Origin of the sequence: Salicibibacter cibarius (assembly GCF_016495725.1) — a bacterium.
In the GTDB taxonomy this organism is placed as follows: domain Bacteria; phylum Bacillota; class Bacilli; order Bacillales; family Marinococcaceae; genus Salicibibacter; species Salicibibacter cibarius.
Window position 1 is genome coordinate 4,429,879 of sequence record NZ_CP054705.1, and the last position, 23,760, is coordinate 4,453,638.

Annotated in this window: 18 protein-coding genes; 8 read left to right on the top strand and 10 right to left on the bottom strand. The window is 46.2% G+C overall.

Annotation, left to right across the window (positions count from 1 at the left end; all coding sequences use genetic code 11):
• Positions 1-2: 2 nt before the first annotated feature.
• Positions 3-1,490: a class I adenylate-forming enzyme family protein gene (locus tag HUG15_RS22345; protein WP_200125982.1), complete on the bottom strand. Its 1,488-nt coding sequence runs from the start codon at positions 1,488-1,490 to the stop codon at positions 3-5.
• 20 nt (positions 1,491-1,510) lie between these two features.
• Positions 1,511-1,891: a MerR family DNA-binding protein gene (locus HUG15_RS22350; protein ID WP_200125984.1), complete on the bottom strand. Its 381-nt coding sequence runs from the start codon at positions 1,889-1,891 to the stop codon at positions 1,511-1,513.
• A 160-nt stretch (positions 1,892-2,051) separates the two neighbouring features.
• On the opposite strand from HUG15_RS22350, the gene HUG15_RS22355 reads away from it, so the two are divergent.
• The 3 genes from HUG15_RS22355 to nagE all read left to right on the top strand — a co-directional run bounded on the left by HUG15_RS22355 (position 2,052) and on the right by nagE (position 8,736).
• Positions 2,052-4,145: a transglycosylase domain-containing protein gene (locus HUG15_RS22355; protein WP_246516439.1), complete on the top strand. Its 2,094-nt coding sequence runs from the start codon at positions 2,052-2,054 to the stop codon at positions 4,143-4,145.
• A 117-nt stretch (positions 4,146-4,262) separates the two neighbouring features.
• Positions 4,263-6,683, top strand: a complete 2,421-nt coding sequence (locus tag HUG15_RS22360; RefSeq protein ID WP_200125986.1) for a penicillin acylase family protein — start codon at positions 4,263-4,265, stop codon at positions 6,681-6,683.
• A 577-nt stretch (positions 6,684-7,260) separates the two neighbouring features.
• Positions 7,261-8,736, top strand: a complete 1,476-nt coding sequence (gene nagE, locus HUG15_RS22365; RefSeq protein ID WP_200125988.1) for an N-acetylglucosamine-specific PTS transporter subunit IIBC — start codon at positions 7,261-7,263, stop codon at positions 8,734-8,736.
• Between the two features lie 24 nt (positions 8,737-8,760).
• On the opposite strand, the gene HUG15_RS22370 is transcribed toward nagE, so the two are convergent.
• The 7 genes from HUG15_RS22370 to HUG15_RS22400 form a co-directional block, all read right to left on the bottom strand.
• Complete coding sequence (locus HUG15_RS22370; RefSeq protein WP_200125990.1) at positions 8,761-9,855, bottom strand: DUF871 domain-containing protein; 1,095 nt, start codon at positions 9,853-9,855, stop codon at positions 8,761-8,763.
• A gap of 582 nt (positions 9,856-10,437) precedes the next feature.
• Positions 10,438-11,796, bottom strand: a complete 1,359-nt coding sequence (locus HUG15_RS22375; RefSeq protein WP_200125992.1) for a PTS transporter subunit EIIC — start codon at positions 11,794-11,796, stop codon at positions 10,438-10,440.
• 1 nt (position 11,797) lies between these two features.
• Positions 11,798-12,694: an N-acetylmuramic acid 6-phosphate etherase gene (gene murQ / locus HUG15_RS22380; RefSeq protein ID WP_200125994.1), complete on the bottom strand. Its 897-nt coding sequence runs from the start codon at positions 12,692-12,694 to the stop codon at positions 11,798-11,800.
• Between the two features lie 755 nt (positions 12,695-13,449).
• A complete protein-coding gene (locus HUG15_RS22385; RefSeq protein WP_200125996.1) occupies positions 13,450-13,998 on the bottom strand; it encodes a YwhD family protein in 549 nt (182 codons plus the stop codon).
• Between the two features lie 179 nt (positions 13,999-14,177).
• Positions 14,178-15,422, bottom strand: a complete 1,245-nt coding sequence (locus HUG15_RS22390) for a C40 family peptidase (protein WP_200125998.1) — start codon at positions 15,420-15,422, stop codon at positions 14,178-14,180.
• Between the two features lie 448 nt (positions 15,423-15,870).
• Positions 15,871-16,383 carry a YwgA family protein gene (locus tag HUG15_RS22395; protein ID WP_200126000.1) on the bottom strand — a complete coding sequence of 171 codons (513 nt, stop codon included), beginning with the start codon at positions 16,381-16,383 and terminating at the stop codon, positions 15,871-15,873.
• 13 nt (positions 16,384-16,396) lie between these two features.
• Entirely contained in the window at positions 16,397-17,689 is a 1,293-nt protein-coding gene (locus tag HUG15_RS22400) for an HD domain-containing protein (RefSeq protein ID WP_200126002.1), read from the bottom strand.
• A gap of 194 nt (positions 17,690-17,883) precedes the next feature.
• Here HUG15_RS22400 and HUG15_RS22405 point away from each other — a divergent pair, with 194 nt between their 5' ends.
• From HUG15_RS22405 to HUG15_RS22425, 4 genes are all read left to right on the top strand, one after another.
• Positions 17,884-18,726 carry a lipoate--protein ligase family protein gene (locus HUG15_RS22405; RefSeq protein ID WP_200126004.1) on the top strand — a complete coding sequence of 281 codons (843 nt, stop codon included), beginning with the start codon at positions 17,884-17,886 and terminating at the stop codon, positions 18,724-18,726.
• 178 nt (positions 18,727-18,904) lie between these two features.
• A complete protein-coding gene (gene hemQ, locus HUG15_RS22410; protein WP_200126006.1) occupies positions 18,905-19,651 on the top strand; it encodes a hydrogen peroxide-dependent heme synthase in 747 nt (248 codons plus the stop codon).
• Positions 19,652-19,891: 240 nt separating this feature from the next.
• Positions 19,892-22,159 carry a 5-methyltetrahydropteroyltriglutamate--homocysteine S-methyltransferase gene (gene metE / locus HUG15_RS22420; RefSeq protein WP_281393574.1) on the top strand — a complete coding sequence of 756 codons (2,268 nt, stop codon included), beginning with the start codon at positions 19,892-19,894 and terminating at the stop codon, positions 22,157-22,159.
• A 235-nt stretch (positions 22,160-22,394) separates the two neighbouring features.
• Positions 22,395-22,604 carry a hypothetical protein gene (locus tag HUG15_RS22425; protein ID WP_200126011.1) on the top strand — a complete coding sequence of 70 codons (210 nt, stop codon included), beginning with the start codon at positions 22,395-22,397 and terminating at the stop codon, positions 22,602-22,604.
• Positions 22,605-22,759: 155 nt separating this feature from the next.
• Here the strand turns inward: HUG15_RS22425 and HUG15_RS22430 are convergent, their stop codons facing one another.
• On the bottom strand, positions 22,760-23,209 hold the full coding sequence (locus tag HUG15_RS22430) for a DUF2188 domain-containing protein (RefSeq protein ID WP_200126013.1): 450 nt from the start codon (positions 23,207-23,209) through the stop codon (positions 22,760-22,762).
• Positions 23,210-23,330: 121 nt separating this feature from the next.
• Between HUG15_RS22430 and HUG15_RS22435 the strand changes: the two genes are divergently transcribed.
• Positions 23,331-23,753, top strand: a complete 423-nt coding sequence (locus HUG15_RS22435; protein WP_200126015.1) for a cell wall hydrolase — start codon at positions 23,331-23,333, stop codon at positions 23,751-23,753.
• The last annotated feature ends 7 nt before the right edge of the window (positions 23,754-23,760 follow it).

A 23,760-nucleotide genomic window follows, 5' to 3' on the forward strand; every position in this document is an offset into this window, starting at 1 on the left:
ATTTATAACTCCTTTACCTTTTGTTTCAACAGTTTCCCGCTTGCATTGTGCGGAAGCTCTTCCACGAAACGATAAATACGCGGGTGTTTAAAATCAGCAAGCCGTTCATTGAAAAATGCTTTCAAATCCTTTTCCGTTACACTTGCCTCTGCTTCTCTCACAATCACAGCTTTGACGGTTTCTCCCCATGTTGCGTCAACCACACCGACCACACTCACCTGATAAACATCAGGATGCGTTGTCAGCACTTTCTCGATCTCACGAGGAAATACATTGACACCTCCGGGCACGATAATATCCTTTTTGCGATCAACGATGAACATATAACCATCTTCATCAACATAAGCCATGTCTCCTGTATGCAACCAACCATCTCGAATTGTTTGTTCCGTTTCTTCGTCGTCATTGTAGTAACCGATCATCAGGCTATCACCTTTGATCACAATTTCTCCGTATGCACCGTCTGCCGCCTCTTTTCCGGCCTCATCCACGACTTTCATCTCAACGTTGATCACCGGTGTTTTTCCGATACTCCCCGCTTTTGTGTGGTGTTCCTCAGGCGTGAGCTTGCACCCGTTGGGACCAGCTTCCGTTAATCCGTACACCTGATAAAAATTGTTGTTTTGAAATGCTTCACTGACGAGTTGATAGGAAGCCAGTGGCATCGGGCTGCCGCCATATGCAAATATTCGCATGCTTGATAAATCAAATGAGGTAAGAATCGGATCTTTCGCCGCCGTCAAATACGCTACCGGGGCAGCAAACGTCGTTGTCGCCCGTTCTTCATGAATAAATCTCAAAAAGCCTTGAGGCGTAAAATCTCCGATAATATGCGAGGCTCCACAATAAAAAGGTGCCAGAAAAAAATCATTCAACGGTGCCGAGTGGGATAACGGCATCATCGTTAACGCGCGGTCTTTCGGCGATAATTGGAACTCGATGGCAATCCCTGCGGCAAGGGCGATTAACCGTTCATGGGTGAAAACAGCTCCCTTTGGTACCCCTGTCGTCCCCGATGTGAACATAACTTCGCACACATCGCTTTGGTTAATGGAAAGACTTAAGTTTTCTTCGGTATAGCCTTTCGCTTCTTCGATAGAGGCTTCAATCGAATAACGATGGGACATCGTCATATACTTATGAACATCATCTATCAATAGTTTGAAATCGCTTTCAAAAAGAACACTACTAGTTTCCATGTTTTCCAATATCGGTATCATCTCACCGGACGTAAGCTTCACATTCAGCGGCATCGGTACAGCCCCTATTTTCATTAATGCAAAATAGGCAAAGAAAAAATATTCGCTGTTTGTAGAGATGATCGCGACGCGGTCTTGACGGTCTATGCCTTCCTGTTGCAGAAATCGCGCGAATTGGTTCGCTATTCGATTCATTTGCGGATAAGTAAGCCGAGCGTTCGCTGTGATAAATGCTTCTTTTTCCGGGAATTTTCTTGCATTCCGCTCCAATATTCCATGAATCGTACTCATCTTTACACCTTCCCCCGTTTCTATTCTTTTTGAAATTTTTCTCTATATGCCAAAATGTCCGCCTTTGCCGTTTGTAACTCCAACAATTTTTCATCAATTTGTTGAAGTTTTTGATCGGTCACCTCTAATATTTGCTTTTTCTCCTTCTCCCCTTTTGGGTTTCGTTCGTAAAGATCTACCATATCTTTAATTTCTTGTAGGCTAAATCCTAAGCGCTTCCCTCTAAGAATTAATTTTAACCTTCGCCGCTCCTTGTCGGAAAAAATACGTTGTTCATTCGATTCATCACGTTTTTCTGAATTGATAAGGCCCATTTCCTCGTAATAGCGGATCGTTCTGGAGCTAATATCAAATAACGATGCCAATTCTCTAATTAAATATTGCTGCTGTCGGCCGGGCACACTTTTTCATCTCCTTTTAGCAGTTTACGTTAACGTTAACATTAACTAATATAAATACTATCACCCTTTAAACTCGCATGCAATAACTACGTTTATTTTCCCCTAAAAAAACCGACACTGCTAACAGACTCATATATCAGTCATAGATGGGGGGCTGGCCGTGCAAACAGCAACGAGGCGTCAACGTAAAACTAAAAAGAGCAAATGGCATGTGCTTTTTCGGCTGACGATCGGGATGGGGGTTCTTGGTACGTTTGGTTTGCTCGTCATTTTTGGCATTGCTTATGCGCTTGGACCGCCGCCGATGGAAGAATCACAATCAACGACGCTTTATAGCAGTGATGGCGAAGTCATTAATGAGCAACATCAAGGACAAGAACGGGAGTGGACAGATCTGGAGGACATTTCTCCCCATGTCGTCGATGCTTTTATTGCTGTGGAAGACCGTAAGTTTTTCGACCATCATGGGTTTGATTATACGCGCATAGGGGCAGCCGTTTTAAATAATATTCAATCAATGTCCATGTCGCAAGGAGCCAGTACGATCACGCAGCAATATGCTCGTAATTTATTTTTAAATCATGATAAAACATGGGATCGAAAAATCCGTGAAGCACTTTATGCCCTCCGCCTGGAATGGCACGTTCCGAAAGAAGATATTCTGGAAGGGTATGTCAACACGATTAATTTTGGTCATGGTGCCTACGGCATTGAACAAGCCGCACAGATGTATTTTGATGCATCGGCTTCTGATTTGAATGCTGCCCAGTCTGCTTTGCTCGCCGGCTTGCCGCGAGGACCTTCCTATTATTCGCCTTACGTCTATCCGGATCGGGCAGAAGACCGCCAACAAATGATTTTGGATATGATGCATGAACAAGGAGCACTAGAGACCGCCGAATATGAGGAAGCGCTCGACTATACACTGACGTACGAAGCAGCAGAGGAAGAAGAGCTTGAAACGACGGCACCCTATTTTCAAGATGCCGTTGAACGAGAACTCGTGGACCGCTATGATCTCGATCCTGACGTGCTTGAGGCCGGCGGCTTGGATATTCATACCACGATTGACCCCGATATGCAGGAAAGCACGGAGCGTTACGTGGAAGCAGAGCTGCCAAGCGATGATCCGTTACAAGGAGCTGCCGTGTCCATAGACCCGAGAACCGGCGATGTAAAAGCGATGGTTGGCGGGAAAAATTACAGCGAGAGTCCTTTCAATCGCGCGGTTGATGCACATCGCTCTCCAGGTTCCGTATTTAAGCCGTTTCTTTACTACGCGGCACTGGAAAATGGGTTTACCGCGGCAACGCCTCTTAAAAGTGAACCAACATCTTTTCCTAACCCGCATGGGGATGGCAGTTATGAACCTGGCAATTTCAATGAAGTATACGCTGATGATTTCATTACGTTGGCACAAGCAATGGCCTATTCCGATAATATTTATGCCGTGAAAACCAATGTCTTCCAAGAACCGGAGGCCCTCGTTGAAACGGCGGAAGCGGCAGGGATTGAAAGTCCGTTATCGGCAAACTTGTCGCTTGCGCTCGGCACATCAGAAGTCAACGTGTTGGAGTTGACAAAGGGTTATAGTCCTTTTGCAAACGGTGGCGAGCAGGTCGAACATCGTTTGATTGAACGCGTGGAGGATCACGAGGGCAACGTATTGCTGGAAACCGAGCCGGAAAAACAACAAGTGTTTGAACCTGAACTTGCCTATATTACGACCGATTTAATGAAGCTAATGTTTGATCCATCCATGAATGATTACGCGGCTGTTACCGGCCATTCCATTGCCCATTTGTTGCAAAGGCCGGCTGCTGGAAAAAGCGGCTCCACCCCCTCGGATAGTTGGATGGTCGGATTTACGCCAGAGCTCGTGACCGGTGTATGGATTGGTTATGATGACAACACCGAGCTTGACCACGGTGAGTACGGGCAGATTGCCAAGCGCATCTGGGTAAATGCTCTTGAAAGCGGGTTGGACGGCCACCTGAAACAGGACTTTTCCACTCCTGAAGGGGTCGAAGAGGTGGACATAGATTTGGACACCGGGCTATTGGCCGATGATGCTTGTGGTCCGTCCTATACCGTATCTTTTCTGGAAGAAACGGCACCGGAAGAATCATGTGTCACGTATCTTGATGACGAAGAAGCGGAAGAAGAAGCACACGAGGAGAGAAAAAATAAAGAAAGTGAAAAACTTATGGACAAATTAAAACGCTGGTTTGGCAGTGATGAGTCGGATGTGTAGTTAGGCAAAGTGTCCAATCTTGCCGAGATTGGACGCTTTTTTATTTTCCAATAAAATCTATTGCAGGATTTCAGCTGCAAATGAGCGAAATAATGACATAAGGCGGTGAAAAGACATATGAGCAATGGGATACATAGCGAAGAAAAACCACGAAAGCGATTGTCGCGCTTTTGGAAAGTGACATTGGCGGCTTTATTTCTCTTGATTTTATTGGCAAGCGGGGCTGCTGTTTGGGCTTACCTCCAACTGACGAGCGGGCTTCCGCAAGTGGAAGGAGAATATGAAGTTTCAGGTCTAACGTCCGACGTAGATGTGTATCGGGACGAAAACGGCGTCCCCCACATTGAAGCTGACAATGACGAAGATTTGTATTATGCCCAAGGATTCGTAACCGCACAAGACCGCATGTTCCAGATGGACATGAGCCGCAGACAAGCATCCGGTATGCTCAGTGAGGTTGTTGGCGAAGATGCGCTCGATACCGATCGTTATTTTCGCACCTTTGGCTTGAAGCGTGCTGCCGAGGCTTCATTAGATGCTTATGATGAAGAGACCCTGGCTATCCTTGAAGCTTATGCCGAGGGGGTTAACGATTATATCTCGACCATGCAAACGGAAAATGAAACCCCGGTGGAATTTCGGTTGCTCGGCTATGAACCGGAACCGTGGACCGTACTCGATACGCTAACGATCGGAAAATTTATGGCTTATGATCTAGGCGGCAATTGGCAGGGACAAGCTTTTCGCCATTGGCTCGCCAACAATGCAAGTGAAGAAGAAGCATTAGATTTAATGCCTACATATCCAGATGATGGCCCTGTAATTCTGGACACAGCCAAGCATACGGATATCGACATTGAGGCATCTTTTGCCACTGCCGGGGATTATCAACCGGAGCCTTTTAACGGCAGCAATAACTGGGTGATTTCCGGCGAACATACGGAATCCGGTGCACCATTATTGGCAGATGACCCTCATCTTGGGCTCGATACCCCTTCCATCTGGTATGAAACCCATTTGAAATCCCCATCGGTGAACGTTACAGGGGTTATTTTTGCCGGTGTGCCCGGAGTCATACTTGGCCACAACGAAGACATCGCCTGGGGAGTGACCAACGTAGGTCCCGATGTTCAGCAATTGTATATAGAAAAGCAAAACCCTGATGACCCATATCAGTTTTTATATGAAGATGAATGGTACAATGCGGAGGTGGTGGAAGAATTTATTGAAGTAGATGGCTATGATGAGCCATTCCTGCACGAAACAATTATTTCGCGACATGGGCCATTAATCTCTGAATATGCCCATGAGAAAGGAGTTGTCGGCGATGAAGCACTCGCTTTAAAATGGACAGCCCATGAACCGTCCACGGAAATGCAAGCTTTAATCGGCATGAATCGGGCCGATGATTGGGAAAGTTTCTCAACCGCATTGGAACATTTTCACTCACCGGCGCAAAATTTCGTATTTGCCGATACAGATGGCGATATCGGTTACCGGGCCAATGGAAAGATTCCGATCCGCGCGAACGATGACGACGCCCTCTTCCCTGTTCCGGGCTGGACCGGGGACCATGATTGGGATGGTTATATCCCTTGGGATGAATTGCCGACGATCGAAAACCCGGAATCAGGCATGATCTCTACCGCCAACAACCAGATCAACGATGAAGGCTACGACTATCATCTATCACACACATGGGCGCAACCTTACCGCCATGAACGCATTCTCGACATGCTTGATGACGGCGATTCTTTCGCTGCTGATGACATGAAAGCCATGCAACTGGATGTACAAAATCTGCATGCGGAAGAGTTTGTTCCGATCTTAACGGCAGCAGTCGCGGATGAGGAGCTTCGAGAGATTGATGAGGATGCGCTGAAGATTTTAACGTCTTGGGATGAAGTGGATGACAAAAATGAAAGTGGACCGCTCCTCTTCCATTTATGGATGAACGCGATTCCGCATGTGCTATTTGCGGAGGACATTCCCGAGAGCATTCTGGATATTTTTGAAGGAGAGGTGAATGTTGTCGATCAATTGATCCGTGACGCAGCTGAGGGAAGCCCGGGACCGTGGATGGAAAAAAACGGAGGACTGTCTGAAGTAGCGACGGAAGCCTTGCAACTCGCCGTTGATTATGCCTCCGAGGCACAAGGAGATGAACCGGAAGCGTGGCTTTGGGGAGATTATCACCGCACTGCTTTTAATCATCCGCTTGGGGATGTGGCGCCCCTTCACCTGCTCTTTAATTCCTCTCCCGAACCTGTGGACGGAAGCAGCATTACCGTGATGGCCGCTAGCTATGACGAGGAAACAGGAGATACAAATCACGGTGCAGGTTGGCGAGGCATCATGGATCTGGCTGACTTAAGTGAAAGTGAACACATCGTTGCGCCGGGGCAGTCCGGTCACGTCCTGAGTGACCATTATCACGATCAGCTCCTTGATTGGGTGGAAGGCAATTACCACACAACTTCCATAATACCGGACAACTATCAATCGGAGAGCACGCATTTGCGATTGGTTCCGAACTAGATTCCCTCTTTGAGAGATTTTAATAGGTTTGTTGTCCCTCTCAGAACAGCGATTCTTGCTTTTGAGGGATTACTCGGGCGTGGTTATCCCTCTCGGACTGTCGTTCCATACGTTTGAGGGATTACTTGAGCGTGGTTATCCTTCTCGGACTGTCGTTCCATACGTTTGAGGGACTACTCGGGCGTGGTTATCCCTCTCGGACTGTCGTTCCATACGTTTGAGGGATTACTTGAGCGTGGTTATCCTTCTCGGACTGTCGTTCCATACGTTTGAGGGACTACTTGAGCGTGGTTATCCCTCTCGGACTGTCGTTCCATACGTTTGAGGGACTACTTAAGCGTGGTTATCCCTCTCGGACTGTCGTTCCATGCTTTGAGGGATTACATCCTGCTTGACGCACCTCTCAAAGTAACGTTTCTTAATTTTAGGGAGCACTTGGAACTTGTCCCCTTTCCCTAACCCGAAAGATTGAAAGTTTTCATGGGGGGATGAAAACTTTTTCAAAAAGATCTTTAGATTATTCTCATTTTACAAGTTTCCATTTATTTCATTCTTAAAGAAAGGTGTTTGAAAACGAATGATGAAATACTTACAAAATCTCGGTCGCTCGTTAATGTTACCGGTCGCGGTCTTGCCTGCTGCCGCGATTCTCGCCGGTATCGCCCACTGGATTCTCAACTTCGCGGAAGATAGTGTAATCGCTAACTATATGATGGCCGGCAGTGATGCTATTCTTGGCAGCCTCGGTATTTTGTTTGCTGTCGGTGTTGCCATTGGCATGTCGAAAGATCAACATGGAGCCGCTGGATTAAGTGGCCTTGTCGCCTTTTTGGTCACCACACAAGTGCTGGAAACCGAATCTGTTTCAGCTTTACTAAGCATTGATCCGGAAAATGTCAATATGGCTTTTGACGAGGAGATCATTGAGAATGTGTTTATTGGAATTTTGTCGGGGATTATAGCTTCGATCATGTACAATCGTTTCAGCCATGTACGATTGCCGGACGCACTTGCCTTTTTCAGTGGCAAACGTTTGGTTCCGATTATGAGTGCGGGTGCCATGTTAGTCATATCAGCGGTATTATTTTTTGTATGGCCGATCGTTTATGGATGGCTGGTTACCTTCGGTACTTGGATCATGGATATGGGTGCAACCGGCGCAGGTTTATACGGCTTCTTTAATCGATTGCTCATTCCAACCGGACTTCATCATGCGTTGAATAATGTTTTCTGGTTTGATCTCGCGGGGATTGATGATATTGCTAGCTTTTGGAACAGCGAAGGGGAACAAGGCATTACCGGTCGCTACTTGGCAGGATTCTTCCCGATCATGATGTTTGGTCTTCCCGCCGCCGCTTTAGCCATGTATCACACAGCAAAAACGAAGCGGAGAAAACAAGCAGCATCCCTATTGATGGCTGCCGGGTTCGCTTCCTTCTTTACAGGTGTAACGGAGCCGCTTGAATTTTCTTTCATGTTTTTGGCCCCGCTTCTCTATGTCGTGCATGCTGCTTTAACCGGACTGTCCCTCTTCATCGCAGCAACGTTCCAGTGGACCGCCGGCTTCAGTTTCAGTGCCGGCTTCGTGGATTATACCCTTAGTTTGGCGGTACCGATTGCGAATCAACCGTATATGTTACTCGTTCAAGGTTTGTTCTTTGCCTTTCTTTACTACTTCCTGTTCCGTTTCTTAATTCAAAAATTCGACTTAAAAACGCCGGGACGAGAAGACGAGGAAGTGGTCGCCCAAACAGAAGGCAGTGAACCAGCAGCCGGAGACGCCGCTCCTACTTCCCAAAAGGATAAAACCACCGTTATGGCAGAAGAGATTTATGAAGGCCTTGGCGGAGACGAAAACGTTACATCCATTGATAACTGTGTTTCCCGCTTACGGATTGAAGTGGGCGATATGGATAAAGTAGATCAAGAAAAGATTAAAGCAGCCGGTGTTCCGGGCGTCAATGTCGTCGGTCAGCACAATATACAAGTTGTCGTCGGGACACAAGTCCAATTCGTAGCCGATGAAATGATTAAAATTCGAAACCGGGAATAATGCATGAGAAAGCGAACAGCCCCCTCACTGTTCGCTTTCTTTCTCCAAACGTTCAATAAAGCAAAAACGTTCTCCTTCACGCAAAACATTCAATATCGGAAGATCTCCTGCCAACACGTGACCGACAACATTCACCTTCTCACTTGCCGAAAGGTCGGTTTTTGTTATTTGAAGCTCCCCTTGGTAGCGTCCGTATTGTTCGTTGTCTATTGTAATGGTCCCCGTCGGCCTTGCCCCGCCACCATTCGCTGGTATTTTCACGTTTCCGCACCTCGCATAAGGACGAGACGTTTGTGAACGCACCACATAATCGGCCTTATCCATCCGCTGTTGATGCGTTTGCAAAACAAGCGCCTGAACCGATTCATCTTCAAAAGGGCCTATTCGGACCATCATAGACACAACGGCCTTATTTTCGAAGATTTGAAATGCCTGCATACTTTTTTCGGAAATGTCCGTGTCCCCGACCAATACTTTATCAGTATCCGCCATTCGCCAAAGTACAAGCGCCGCGGCAAACGGATGGACATGGCGTTGATCTTCAACGGTAGGCACCCCTGCGTATACGGGTCCTCTTTTCACGCCATCGCCTGCAACGAAAGCCACCGTCCGGATTCCAAAAGAATGAAACAAAGCATTTTTTTGTTGAACGTCTTGCAACGGCAATCCCGTTTCCGGTCGTGGGTAAAAATTATGCCAGGCTTCTGTATTCTCAACATGAAGACCCTTTTCCAAATAATTTTGCAGCGTTTCCCGATCAACGGTACCCGCGTTTAACGCTACTTTCATTTGCTTGGAAAATGAAACAATTTGATCAGGAGAAAAACCAACATCCGCCCTAAGACCGCTCACCCCCCAATGCAAAAGTTCCCCGGCATGTTCCCAACATAACCCCAGATGGGAAAAAGATGCAGGTGAGACATCCGCAAACAATTCCATTTCATGTTCGCGCACTTGCTTCCCTAACACACGCAAAGCAGTTTTATATGTACCGGCATCATCTTCAGGGATATGCAGCGATGTGAAAACGGTCTGAAAACCCGCTCGTTTCATCTTCGAGAGTAACCGTTGCTGCTTTTCTTCCGATTGCTGTCCTAAATAAACGGAAAAACCTTTCATTTTTTTCACCTCTTAGTAAAACTTGGCTTGCGTCTAGTGGTCTGGGTCAGGAATTTTTCCTAAAAACTGTACACAAAAATCGTGAGATGTGGTCAAACGATCTGAATTAGGATGATCGCCGAAAGCAGATCGATGGACGACTGCATACGGTCGATTGGTACGGGGGTTGAACATTTTGCACGATTTGTTCCATAGTATGGAGGTCAAACTGCCGAGCCCGTTCAATTATTTATAGGGGAAAGGACTTTGAACTTTCGGATTATAATGCATAATTGCTGACCATATATTCTTCGGCCAACGCCATTTCTACGTCGCAGGGAGGAGTGACAAACCTGTTCTCGTGTTCAAGCGGAGAGAAATTCAACAAGCCGATTTTGTCCCAATAGAGGAAGACATACGGTTGCCAACGGGACGATAAACCTCTTTTCGTCCCATTTTAGAAAGAAAAGTGACGACCAATGGTACAATAAACTCGATTTTGTTCCATTATAGGAAGGAAAACGACTTTCAATGGTACAATAAACCGTTAAACATTTTTAAAGTGTAAATGAAAAGGTCCCCCCGAAAGGGACCCTTGTTGTTCTACTCCAAGTTTTTGACCATTTCTTCCTTGAAACCAAACCAATACGTGAAGAGGAACCCAAACACATAAGCGATTAACAAACCGATAATATAGGAAATATATTGTCCCTCCGCGATGATCGGGATCATAGATAAACCGGAAATGCCGATCCCTGTAGCACCGGTGCCAGCGACAGCCTGGAAAGCTCCGCCGACGGCCGCCCCTAAACAGGCGGTAACGAATGGGCGCCCCAGAGGCAAGGTTACCCCAAATAATAATGGCTCCCCAACACCGAGAAAACCTGCCGGCACTGTGCCTTTAACCCTATCTTTTAATTTCTGGCTTCTCGTTTTCACATAGACGGCAAGCGCCGCGCCTACTTGGCCGCCTCCGGCCATGCCAAGAATGGTAAGAATCGGTGTGTGGCCGATCGTTTCGATAAAGTCCAGGTGAATCGGTGTCAATCCATGGTGCATGCCGATCATGACGAGTGGAAGGAAGAATCCGGCAAGGACAGCTCCCGCGATCGGGCCTCCGATCTCCAACAAGAAGTTAATGCCTATTTGTACCACATCGGAAAATCCGGCAGCAAGCGGTTGCAGTACGATAAGGGTCGCGAATCCAACGACAAGAACGGTAATGAATGGCGTTAGGAGAATATCCAAGGCGGCGGGCACGAATTTGCGTACAAACCGTTCCACCATCGCCATCACCCAAGCCGCTAACAATGCCGCGAAAACCCCGCCCTGGCCGGCGACAAGTTCATCCCCGAAAAGCGTGATGGCTTCCAGTTCAGGATTGATAATTAAAATACCGGCAACGGCACCGAGCGCCGGTGTTCCCCCAAATTCCCGAGCCGTCGTCCAACCGACGAGAATACTCAGAAAGGCAAAGAGTCCTCCGCCGATAACTTGCGCCATTTGCAACCAGGTCGTCTGTTCATCTACCCCGAGGTTTTCCGCGAGACCGGCACCTCCATTAATAAGCCCGGAAGCGATCAACGCCGGAATAAGAGGAATAAAAATATTTCCGATTCGTTTCAGAAAATTTTTAACCGGTGTTTTATTTTTTTGTTTCATTTGGGTTTTCGTATCCTCGGCCACGTGTTCATCTTCGTCTTCCCCTGCAGTTAAACCCGTCGTTTCCGAAAGGGCAATGGCCACTTTATTGGCGGTACCGGGCCCAAGAACGATTTGCAATGTCTCATCTTCCACAACGCCCAATACGTCGTCCATGTTGCGGATTTCATCAAGTTGAACCTTTTCGTAGTCATGAAAATTCAACCGTAACCGCGTCATACAATTGGATATGGAGGCTATGTTTTCTTTTCCGCCCAAGTGGGATACCAGTTCTTGAACGATGGCTTCCTCTTTTCTCATTTTAAACCCCGCCTCTCACTGCCTTTTTAATAAACCCATCCGCTTGTGCAAGCATCTGCCGGGCATCTTTTTCCTTTACATCAGCAAGAATCATTACGATCGCCGTTTTGACGTGTTGGCCGGCCTCTTCAAATACCGTAATCGCCGTATCCTCGTCTACACCTGTCGCTTCCATAATAATGCGATGAGAACGCTTGTATAATTTTTCATTCGTGGGCTTTACATCTACCATTAAATTTTCATAAACCTTCCCTGCCCCAACCATGGATGCTGTGGAAATCATGTTCAAGATCAATTTTTGGGCGGTGCCGGCTTTCAATCGCGTAGATCCGGTGAGTACTTCCGCTCCCGTATTCACCTCCATCGGATAATCCGCATGTTCACTAATGACGGCTGATAAGTTGCAAGCGACACTTCCGGTCACAGCCCCGCATGAACGGGCATATTGCAAAGCACCCACAACGTAAGGGGTTCGCCCACTGGCGGCAAGACCGATCACGACATCATTTGCCGTTACGGAAAGGGTTTTTAAATCATGTTCCCCTGCTCCCCGTGAATCTTCCGCTCCCTCCTTTGCTTCTGTAAAAGCGGCCTCGCCGCCTGCCATTTGCCCAATGACGGTAGATGATGGCACACCAAACGTCGGGCGGCATTCAACAGCATCGAGCAACCCGAGCCGTCCACTCGTGCCTGCTCCCACATAAATGAGCCGCCCTTTCGTTTGCAAAGACTTAGTAACCGCTTTCACTAATGGCGCAATTGCCGGCAAGACATGCCTTACCGCCTCCGTCGCATATTGATCTTCTTCGTTCATCGTTCGGAGAATCTCATAGACAGTCATTTCATCCAAGTGCTCGCTTTTAGGATTTCTTCGTTCCGTTTCTAAGCGGTTAAACATACATGCTCCTTCCTTTATCAAATGTACAAAGCCCATTAAATATGAATGCAGTTACACAATATCCCAAATCTAGCACAATATCAATCAAAAACAATTAAAAAACTTGACTTATTGCCTAGGATGCCAAAAGTCAAAGTCTTTTTATATGAAAAACCACTTTGGTTCAAAGGCAATGGGAGACTTGGTTTTCTCTGAAGATAACATTTGAGGATCGTTTTGAGATATTCAATGATTTTTCTCGTTTATTCACCATATTGAATAATTTTTGAAGCGAGTTACGCGCCTCAAATAGTATTCCACTTCATTTTTGGGGGCCAGAGGACGAAGATCACCTCCGTTTTGGGCAAACATCCATTTTCATCGTAGATGGTGGCTACGGGCAGCGTAACCACATTGCTTCTTATTACTATCATCTGAACAATTTATAAATTCTGCTAGTGTTAAAAAATTGCACGGCCATAAAGCAAGCGATCCTATTTTCACGATTAAATGATTTTTCCAAAGAACTCGTGATTATGTACATGCCTTATACCCTTGTTTGGTAACGATACAGAGCCTTTCCCAACGAGGAAAGAAACGTGATGATTTTGGAAAACGATGAGGACTGTTATGATTTTCCTTTTTTGTTGTCTCATGCTAAGTCAAAAGACACTAAAATACGCAAGAGAAATAGGCACTCCTGCGCACTTTAGTATTTTTTCTTGGTTCCTATTCTACATATCATGTAACTAGTATACAAGGGCTAACGCTATTATTCACGAATCCGCCAGTGCTTCTTTGAGCTGATCATCCGAATTGTTCCAGTATTCTTCACTAAACCCTTTCAAATATTCCCGCAACATGTACCGGGATTTTTCATCCATAAGATCCACGACGACCCGGCCTTTTAAAGCTTTATCCATGTTGTTCACATGTTCAGGCATGCTTTTGTATCCTCTGCGAAAACGACTGCCTTCCGGAGGCTCAACTTCCCGATAAAAACGACAAGCTCCGACGCCATCATACTTTGGTTCCCCTTTTTCCGTATGGCCGGTCGTCACCCAAACCATCCAATATTCTCTCGGGTCGTTCAGTTCTTCTTTATTTTCGAGCAGCTTGACTTTCTTTTCAATTTCAGAACGGGCATGAATGGCTCCCATATCTATAAACACTCGTTCATCAACAGGGTCAATAATGACTGGCGTTAAATGGTCAAGGCTTAGGGAACCTACCCCGAATCCACCGTGTCCATCTGTCGAATCTCCGCTTAATATATTAAAACCTGAACCTGTACGTTTCTCTTTATTTTTATTAAAAAGTTCCACGAGATCCTCTCCTCACTGAAGACATTCTGCTTTTATCCAGTGTATCACAACATCCCCGTCCGTAAACAAGCAAACGTTTTCGCTATCTGATCGCAGAATATAAAAATTACCCCTTGAAATAACGGTTTTAACGTTATCCCCAAGGGGTAATTGATAACTAACCCATTTAACTGTGAAGCTTAAAGACTTCCGGCTCCGAGGTATTTGTCACCCCAATAGTAAGGGTCATCGATGCTATCGATCGTTACGCCGTTTGATGCACTTGCATGGATGAACTCACCATTTCCGATGTAGATACCCGCGTGGGATACACCGCCGCTAGTGTCAAAGAATACAAGATCGCCTTCGCTCGGATTCGATACGGGCGTGCTCATATTATACAAAGAAGTTGTGTCCGCACGATGATCAGGGCCTTGTCCATTTTGGTCTAACACATAGTTGATGAATCCGCTGCAATCAAATGCGTTCGGACCGTTAGCGCCATAACTATATGGCGTACCCATCTGTGCCATAGCAGTATCGATCACACCGCCAGCGTCACCACTGTTGCCGGAATCTGAGCTTCCAGAGTTATTATCACCGGTTGAAACGCCTTGGACTTCCCCTCCGTCGCTTTCATTTCCAGCGTTGTCGCTACCGGAATTGTCGGATCCGCCGTCACCTTCGTTAGAGCTTTCACTTTCGGAAGTGCTGCCCTCGGAAGAAGTATCTTCTTCGGTGCTGCTCTCTTCAGAGGCATTATTCTCGGAAGTATTGCCTTCGGAACTGCTCTCTTCTTCAGAGGCGTTGCCCTCGGAAGCATTGTCTTCGGAGCTGCTCTCTTCTTCAGAGTTGTCTCCGGAGTTGTCACTGTTGCCGGTATTCTCGCTCGGCTGTCCTTCAAGGGCGCTTAACGTTGCCGATCCTGCTACTCCGAAGAAGTTACCGGCAGGCGAAGAAACACCATGGTCTTGTTGAAAAGCTTTTACGGCACTTTCCGTTTGCGGGCCGAAGATGGAGTCGACACTTCCATCATAGTATCCCAAATCTTGAAGTTGCGCCTGAAGATCACTTACGGCTTCACCGGTGTCTCCATTAGACAAAGAACTTGAATTTTCGTCGGAACTAGTGGTTTCAGCTGAGGAAGAACCTTCAAGCGAACCGATCGTTTGCGGTCCTGCAACCCCAAAGAAGTTCCCCGCTTCCGAAGAAATGCCATGATCTTCTTGATACGCTTTTACAGCGCTTAGCGTTCTCGGACCGAACGTAGATCCTGTGGAACCTTGAAAGTAACCAAGATCTTTTAATTCTGTTTGCAACTCATTTACGGAGTCATTTACGTCTCCTTCGGACATGGAGTCTGCATCTACACTAAATGCGTCTGCAGCGTTTGGTGCGAATAGCAATCCTACTGCCACGACTGTACTTAAAGCATACTTTTTCATAATGATATTCACTCATATATTGTTCGACATTTATTCGTCCGTAACTAGGTTTTTTCCATAGATGATAGATATGTACTAGATGTTTCTGAGACGAACGCACTAACTGAGTGAATCGCCACCTCCCTGAATTGTGTAATTAGTATTGTCTTTCATTCTTCTATGAATGTCATATATCGCATTATAGATTCTAAACTTGGAAGTGGCAATATCTTTTACCGTTTTGTATCTTAAATGTAATGTGGATAGACTATTATGCTATCCTACAGTTTTTTCAAAAATTAATAGGCAGGCGTCATGAAGGGAATGTTTACATAGATGTGGTTGTATGTGGAAACGGCTCGAGTTCTGTCGTAATCTTTTTGTAATCTTTTTGTTAAACCCAAATGATCTTTCCAATTAAAAAACTCAAGGATCATTTTCGATGTCCTTGAGTTATCCTTCAGCGACTTTAATTGAGATGCTGCCTCCAGCGTTCAATATGGGCATATGCCTGTTCAATATCCCCTTCGGAATAGTTTTGCGTCTTCTTTAACATATGTACTTTTTTGATAATGTCTTCTTTATCTGCAGGTTCCAAAAAAAGGATCGTGGCGGTCAATTCAAGAAATTTGGATGAGCAAGCATTCATGTCTTCAATGACATTTTGCTGTTGTTCAAATGTTTCACGATCGTTCCCTTTTGTTTTCAGAAAATGTTCGCCATTTGTAGCCACCTGATAGCGATATTGATAATACCCTGCCTTTTCTTCTTTGATTTCCGATATAAATCCAAATTGTTGCAGTTCTTCAAGGCGAAGGCTCAGCTCTTCGGAATACGGGCCATAGCGATGAAAATCGTACTTCTCATGAAACGGCATTCCTAATTTTTTACTGATAAAGACGATTTTTTGAAACTTCTTCCGTCCGGTTATTTCTCCAACCCTCTGTAATAATGACAAGACATTGACATGTTGGTTCAACACACAGCCTTCCTCCTCAACCTGACAAAATCTCCAGTATTTCACGCTTCTCGTTTTCTTGGCCGGGCATGTACAATATATCACTCGGATAATACAGCTTATGATCCGTTCGTTTTTTGCCGGAAATCGCCTCGACAACATCCGATTGCCGTGATAACTCACGGAGTTTCCGATCATTCATAAGCAAATGGATCGGCATCCGTTCTTCCTCTTCCCCGGGCCGGTAAAAATCATAGGGGAGGTCGGATGAAAAATCAATGACCAAATAATAATCCGGATCTACCCCAATTGCTTTAAATCGTTCTTGCAATCCTGCCCATTCATTCATAATAAAATGTTGGTTGAATTCAACGTATTGAAACAACCGTCGATGCAGAAAACGTCCGCATAAATCGGCAAGAATGTCATCTTGTTCTTCTTCCCACACTTGAAAATAATAAAAGATAATCATTTCATCAAGCTTCAAATAGTCCGCAATCGAAATATCCCCGTCAAAAAAAGGCTTAAGGTGCGTCGGAAATTGTTTGAAGACAAATCCATTCAAGTAAAGGTATTTTGCCCTTCGTAATATTTTATTTAAAATCACTTCCGCGCTTCGTGTAACCGGGTGAAAATAGACTTGCCAATACATCTGATAGCGGCTCATGATGTAGTCTTCCACCGCGTGCATCCCGGTACTCTTGATAACGACCTGATCATCCAATGGCCGCATCACTCGCAAAATCCGCTCCATATCGAAATGCCCATAACTGACGCCTGTGTAAAAGGCATCGCGTTGCAAATAGTCCATTCGATCCGCATCAATTTGGCTAGAGATCATGCTGACGACAAGTTTGTTCGGGTGTGTTTTTTCGATCACTTCCGAGACCTCGCGCGGAAATTCATCCCCCATTCGCCGAAGAACCGCATTGACTTCGGTTTGCCCCATAATAATCGCACGTGTCCAACTTTCATGGTCCGTATCAAATACTTTTTCAAATGAATGGGAAAAAGGACCATGCCCTATATCATGAAGAAGCGCCGTCGCCAGGCAGAGCAAACGATCGTCCTCATTCCAGTGCGGTCGGCCTTTAAAAATTTCAATCATTCGCCGCATGATTTCATACACCCCGAGCGAGTGGTTAAAACGTGTATGTTCAGCTCCGTGAAAAGTGAGAAACGTCGTTCCGAGCTGACGTACCCGCCGCAACCGTTGAAACTCTTTCGTTCCGATCAAATCCCATATCAACTGATCACGGACATGAATATACCGATGAACCGGATCCTTAAACACTTTTTCTTCTTTTAACATTGTATTGCCTCTGCTCATATGGCAAAGCCAACCTTTCCGTCTCTTTTTCTTTCATTATAACGAAAGAAAGGGGGCAAGCAAACGAAAAGCCGTGTAAACAAAGTATATCAAACAAGTGTTCTGATTTCAAGGGGTGCGGCAAATGTCCCCTAGAAGCATCTGCATGTTATACTGAGAAGGTCTGAAATTTTTTTGAACGGAGCTTAGGTGGCATGACAAGTTTACAAACATTGCCGGCAAAGCAATGGCGTTGGCTGGACCATTCGGAGCAGGGCTTGGATTACAGCCCGCTTCATTCCTTCGCTTACGATGACACCCTTTGCGAAAGTGTCGGCAAAGAAGACTCCTTTCCGATCGTGCATACATGGATTCACAAGCCGACAATTGTGCTCGGAACACTGGATAGCCGTTTGCCTTCCATCCATCGCGCAATCGAGCAACAAAACGAAAACGGTTTCGAAACAATCGTACGTAATTCCGGGGGGCTCGCTGTTTTTCTTGATCCGGGAATTTTAAACATTTCTCTTATCGTAAAAGATACGAAAACTTTCGCGATCAATGCTGCTTACACGTTCATGTGGAACGTTGTCCGGGAAATGTACCATGATGCGGCAAAAGAAATATTGGCAGGGGAAATTGCCGGGTCTTACTGTCCGGGCAATTATGATCTCAGTATCGGAGGAAAAAAATTCGCGGGCATTTCCCAACGTCGGCTTCGGGGCGGAATCTCCATTCAAGTCTATCTCGCCGTTACAGGTAACGGCTCCGAGCGGGCAGAAATCATCCGTCATTTTTATCAAATAGCAGGCGGAGAAGACAGCCCCGCAACGCCAAAAGTCAAGCCTGAAACGATGGCTTCCTTAACAGAGTTGTATAATCGGAAAATGACAATCGCCGACAGTGAAGCGCGCATGCAACGGGTGTTCAATAACCACGGGATCACGATTACGCCAACCCGTTTGTCCTCCAACGAAGAGAGTCGTTTCCAAAAAAGATTGAGCCTCATTGATGCGCGTAACAAAAAAATATTGGGATACGAACAGAAAGCCCGTTGACCTGCGCGCAACGGGTTTTTTTAGCATTCAATATTACATTTCCTGATGCACAATGAATTTCGAGAGATTGACAAATGTGTCACGTTTATTGAATCCCGGTGTGCCCCGTTTTCTTTCCCCCATTCCCATGTGTTAAAATAGGACTTGCATCACAGGAAAGAGAGAAAGGAGCATACCGATGCCTGAACCTGCAGAGACCATTGATGGCTGGTATTGCCTGCATGATCTCCGTTCGATTGATTGGACATCATGGAAACGCGTACCGGTAGATGAACGGCAAGAAATACTGGCTGAATTCACGGCCATGGTCGACGAGTGGATCGACAATGAAAAGAATGAAGAAGGAAGCTACGCGCTATACTCGATCGTAGGGCAAAAAGCGGACCTCATGTTTATGTTGCTCCGCCCGACAATGGAAGAATTGGAGCAAATTGAAAAAGCCTTTAACCAATCGCGCTTAGCTGAATATACGATTCCGGCTTATTCTTATGTCTCCGTCGTGGAATTGGGCAAATACATGTTCAAAGGCGAAGGAGACCCCCTCGAGGATCCGAGCATCCGCGAGCGTATCTTCCCGATTTTACCGAAATGGGAACATATATGTTTTTACCCAATGGACAAAAAACGTGAAGGAGACGACAATTGGTACATGATGCCCGCAAAAGACCGAGGGCAATTGATGTATGGCCATGGGATGGTCGGCCGCAAGTACGCGGGATATGTCAAGCAAGTCATCACCGGCTCCGTCGGTTTTGACGATTGGGAATGGGGCGTGACCTTATTCGCCCACGACGTCCTTCAATTTAAAAAGCTTGTCTATGAAATGCGTTTTGACGAAGCATCCGCGCGCTTTGCCGAGTTCGGCCCTTTCTATGTAGGAAATGTATTGAAAAAAGATAAAATTACAGGTTATTTCCAAGTATAATTATCGGAATACACCTTGACAAATGCTGTCGCTTCTTTTATCTTTTAATGTATTCCAGTAAGTAAGATAAGGTTGAGCAATGGATATTTTCCCCTTCCATTGAAGGTGAAAATATCCTTTTTTAGCAGGTAAGAAAGTGAAAATCAGCTTTCTTACCTGCATAAGTGAAACTAAGGCTTTCGCCATAAAAACTTGGCGAAAAGCCAAGTTTGCTAACTACATGTACAGGAGGAGATACGATTGAAAACGAGTTTGTTGGGATACCCCCGTATTGGAGAGAAACGGGAATGGAAAAAAGCGCTGGAGGCACATTGGGCCGGAAATTTAAGTAGCGAAGACCTTCATGCCGAAATGAAACATATTCGCTTAAACCACTTGAAAAAACAACAGGACGCCGGCATCGAAACGATCCCGGTCGGCGACTTTACGTATTATGATCATATTCTCGATGCCACCGCCATGTTCGGATTGGTCCCGGATCGCTTTGAATACGACGGCGGAAACGTTTCTTTAGAGACGTACTTCGCAATGGCCAGAGGAAATGAAGACGTACCTGCCTCCGAAATGACGAAATGGTACAACACGAATTACCATTACATCGTGCCCGAAATCGGAAACAAAACACCGACATTAACCGAAAACTACTTGCTCGATGCTTACAAGGAAGCAAAAGAAGAACTAGGGATAGAAGGAAAACCGGTCATCATCGGCCCTTATTCATTTCTGAAATTGGCAAAACATTATAAGAACGACGCGTTTCCCGAATTGCTCAGCCAATTAACCGACGTTTATGTTCAACTTTTTCAAGCGCTGAACGATGAAGGCGTTCAATGGGTACAAGTGGACGAGCCTTCCCTTGTCACGACGATTCCGGAAGAAGACCTTCCACTGATTCTCAAAACCTATGAAACGTTGCAAAAAGAAGTGCCGCAACTTAACGTTTTATTACAAACGTATTTTGAAGCTGTCGGCCATTATGAAAAAGTCATCGAACTCCCGGTTGCCGGCATCGGATTAGACTTTGTCCACGATCAAGGCAAGAACTTGCATGCCTTGCAAACGCACGGCTTTCCGGAAGATAAAGTGCTCGGAGCAGGGGTCATCGACGGCCGCAACATTTGGAAGGCAAAACTTAAAGATAAGCTTGTGCTCGTAAAGGAAATTCAAAAATATGTGGGCGACGATAAGGTTTGGCTTCAAACATCCGCGAGCTTGCTACATACCCCGGTGACCGTGGAAAATGAGCCGACGCTTGATGAAACCTTGAAACAGGCCCTTTCATTTGCCGACGAGAAAATGGAAGAGCTTCGTACGTTGCAACAATTGGGTCTCGGGGAATCTGAAACCAATGAGAAACGATTATTGGAAGACAACGAAGAAATTTTTGCCGCGCTTAAAACAAAGGGTTGGCGCAAGGAAGAACCGGATACCGCGACCTCAAAAGGCGTTGGACGCCCGCTAAGCTATGAAGAGCGCCGCAAAAAACAATTGGAAAAATGGCCATTGCCGAAGCTTCCCACGACGACGATCGGAAGCTTTCCGCAAACTCGGGACGTTCGCCGCTTACGCGCCCGTTTAAAAAAAGGAGAGCTTACACGCTCGGAATACCAATCCGCCATCCAATCCCACATCAAGACGTGGATTGATCACCAGGAAGAGATCGGTTTAGACGTACTCGTCCACGGTGAATTTGAGCGAAACGATATGGTCGAATACTTTGGCGAGCGTCTGGAAGGCTTTGCTTTTACAAAAAACGCCTGGGTACAATCCTACGGCTCTCGCGGGGTGAAACCTCCGATCATCTACGGGGATGTACGTTTCACAGAACCGATGACCGTGGAAGAAACCGTCTATGCCCAGTCATTGACGGACAAACCTGTCAAAGGCATGCTTACCGGACCTGTCACGATTCTCAATTGGTCCTTTGAACGAGACGATCTGCCGAAGCAACAAGTTGCTTTTCAAATTGCAGAGGCGATTAAAGAAGAAGTTAGCGCCCTGGAGGACGCCGGCATTGAAATGATTCAAATCGATGAACCTGCCTTGCGTGAGGGGCTGCCACTTAAACGTGAAAATTGGTCTACCTATTTGGAATGGGCCGTGCAAGCATTCAGACTCAGCTCTTCCCATGTGGAAAATACAACCCAAATTCACACCCATATGTGCTACAGTGAATTTCAGGATATTATCGATGCGATCAGCGCCCTTGATGCCGATGTCATCTCTATTGAAACATCGAGAAGCCAAGGCGATATTCTGGAAACATTCGAAGACAATGTTTATGACAAAGGGATCGGCCTTGGGGTTTACGACATTCACAGCCCGCGAGTCCCATCGGAAGAGGAAATGCTTCACATCATACGTCGCGCGCTCAGCGTCCTGCCTGCCGACCTTTTCTGGGTCAATCCGGATTGCGGCTTAAAAACCCGCAATGAAGAAGAAACTGTTGCCGCGCTGAAAAAAATGGTGAATGCCGCCGAAAAAGCACGCGCGGAAGTAACAACCTAATATTGGGCAGCAGAAAATCACGAGCCTCCCGCGTACAGCGCGGAGGCTCGTTTTGGTTTGTCGAGAGGAGTAGACGTCGCAGTTGATCAGAATGGGTGGAGGTTGCCTAACATTCGAAGAATTGTGGGATGAAGGGTGAAAAACGGTTGCAAGGAGCCATGTCGCGATCGTATTTGGAAGCAACGAGTGAAATACAATCGCAAAACGCCATGTCGCGATCATATTTGGAAGCGGCGTGCGAAATACAATCGCAAAACGCCATGTCGCGATCATATTTGGAAACGGCGTGCGAAATACAATCGCAATGCGCCACGTCACGATCATATTTGGAAACGGCATGCGAAATACAATCGCAAAACGCCACGTTGCGATCGTATTTGGAAGCGGCGTGCGAAATACAATCGCAATGCGCCACGTCGCGATCATATTTGGAAGCGGCGAGTGAAATACAATCACAAAACGCCACGTCGCGATTAAATCTTTAGAATGCCTTCAAAATATGACCACAAAAGCCCATACCGCGATCAGGTTTTAGGGCGGGGCAATCGGCTGCCTATTTGAAATACCCAAGTGCAACACCCTATCCATGTATCTAAGAACTCACCGTTCATAGTTGTATTTTTCTTCTACGCTCTGATCTTCCCGGTGGATAATTAACTGAGTGCCTTTGTTTCGGGCAATTTCACGGCCGCGTGTGATGGCTTCCTTTTTATTTTCATACACTTCCGATGGTTGGTGAGCACCTTCCGCTTGTACGGCCCATCCCCCATTCACATGCGGGGTCACAAATTGCGGGCGTTCAAGCAATTCCGGACGACTGCTATACCGATCATTTTCCGGTGCCGTATCGTCTTTTTTCAAAAACTGCTGAATTTCCGACTCACTGGCATTTTGATGCCACTCCTTCGCTTGTTCGGTGGCAATCGGAATCGCCCTCCCTTCGTCATGGCCATCCTCAAGCATGGCATTGCCGATTTCTATGGCCTTTTTTCGAACGGCTTGATTCATGTTTTTCCAGGAACTTGGATAGTCGTTCATATTCCATGGCATACCTATCACCTCTGTTTTGGGTTTAGCCTTTTAAACGAAAAATAAAACATATATGCTTTCTTGAATCATATAGTGTAATAGTGCGCAGTGGAAACACGACACCACTTGGGGGTGGCCATGTATGGCAGTCATAAAGGCTACTGAACAGGATGTGCAAGTACTCGCCCGCTTAATGCGAGCGGAAGCGGAAGGCGAGGGTAATTTGGGAATGCTCAATGCAGGCACTACGATGGTTAACCGCGTACGTTTTCACTGTTCGGATTTTGAAGATATCCGTACGATCGATCAGATGGCCTTTCAATCTCCGGGAGGGTTTGAAGCCGTTCAAAAAGGTCCCTTCTATCAACGTGCACGGGATCATGAAATCCAACTTGCTCGTCGTCTTATTCAAGGCGAACGTTTCCATCCCGCTCAACGGTCTCTTTGGTTTTTTCGACCACCCGGCGATTGTGACCCTGATTGGTTTGGCCAACCACTCATCGGCCGTTATAAACTGCATTGTTTTTATGAGCCTTTACCCGAGGAATGTCCGGAAATGGTATAAAAGAAAC

Coding starts and splice junctions, on each gene's coding strand:
- HUG15_RS22435 (WP_200126015.1), top strand. CDS start 23,331: ATGGCAGTCATAAAGGCTACTGAACAGGATGTGCAAGTACTCGCCCGC.
- HUG15_RS22400 (WP_200126002.1), bottom strand. CDS start 17,689: ATGAGCAGAGGCAATACAATGTTAAAAGAAGAAAAAGTGTTTAAGGAT.
- nagE (WP_200125988.1), top strand. CDS start 7,261: ATGATGAAATACTTACAAAATCTCGGTCGCTCGTTAATGTTACCGGTC.
- HUG15_RS22370 (WP_200125990.1), bottom strand. CDS start 9,855: ATGAAAGGTTTTTCCGTTTATTTAGGACAGCAATCGGAAGAAAAGCAG.
- HUG15_RS22375 (WP_200125992.1), bottom strand. CDS start 11,796: ATGAGAAAAGAGGAAGCCATCGTTCAAGAACTGGTATCCCACTTGGGC.
- hemQ (WP_200126006.1), top strand. CDS start 18,905: ATGCCTGAACCTGCAGAGACCATTGATGGCTGGTATTGCCTGCATGAT.
- murQ (WP_200125994.1), bottom strand. CDS start 12,694: ATGTTTAACCGCTTAGAAACGGAACGAAGAAATCCTAAAAGCGAGCAC.
- HUG15_RS22390 (WP_200125998.1), bottom strand. CDS start 15,422: ATGAAAAAGTATGCTTTAAGTACAGTCGTGGCAGTAGGATTGCTATTC.
- HUG15_RS22360 (WP_200125986.1), top strand. CDS start 4,263: ATGAGCAATGGGATACATAGCGAAGAAAAACCACGAAAGCGATTGTCG.
- HUG15_RS22405 (WP_200126004.1), top strand. CDS start 17,884: ATGACAAGTTTACAAACATTGCCGGCAAAGCAATGGCGTTGGCTGGAC.
- HUG15_RS22430 (WP_200126013.1), bottom strand. CDS start 23,209: ATGCCATGGAATATGAACGACTATCCAAGTTCCTGGAAAAACATGAAT.
- HUG15_RS22345 (WP_200125982.1), bottom strand. CDS start 1,490: ATGAGTACGATTCATGGAATATTGGAGCGGAATGCAAGAAAATTCCCG.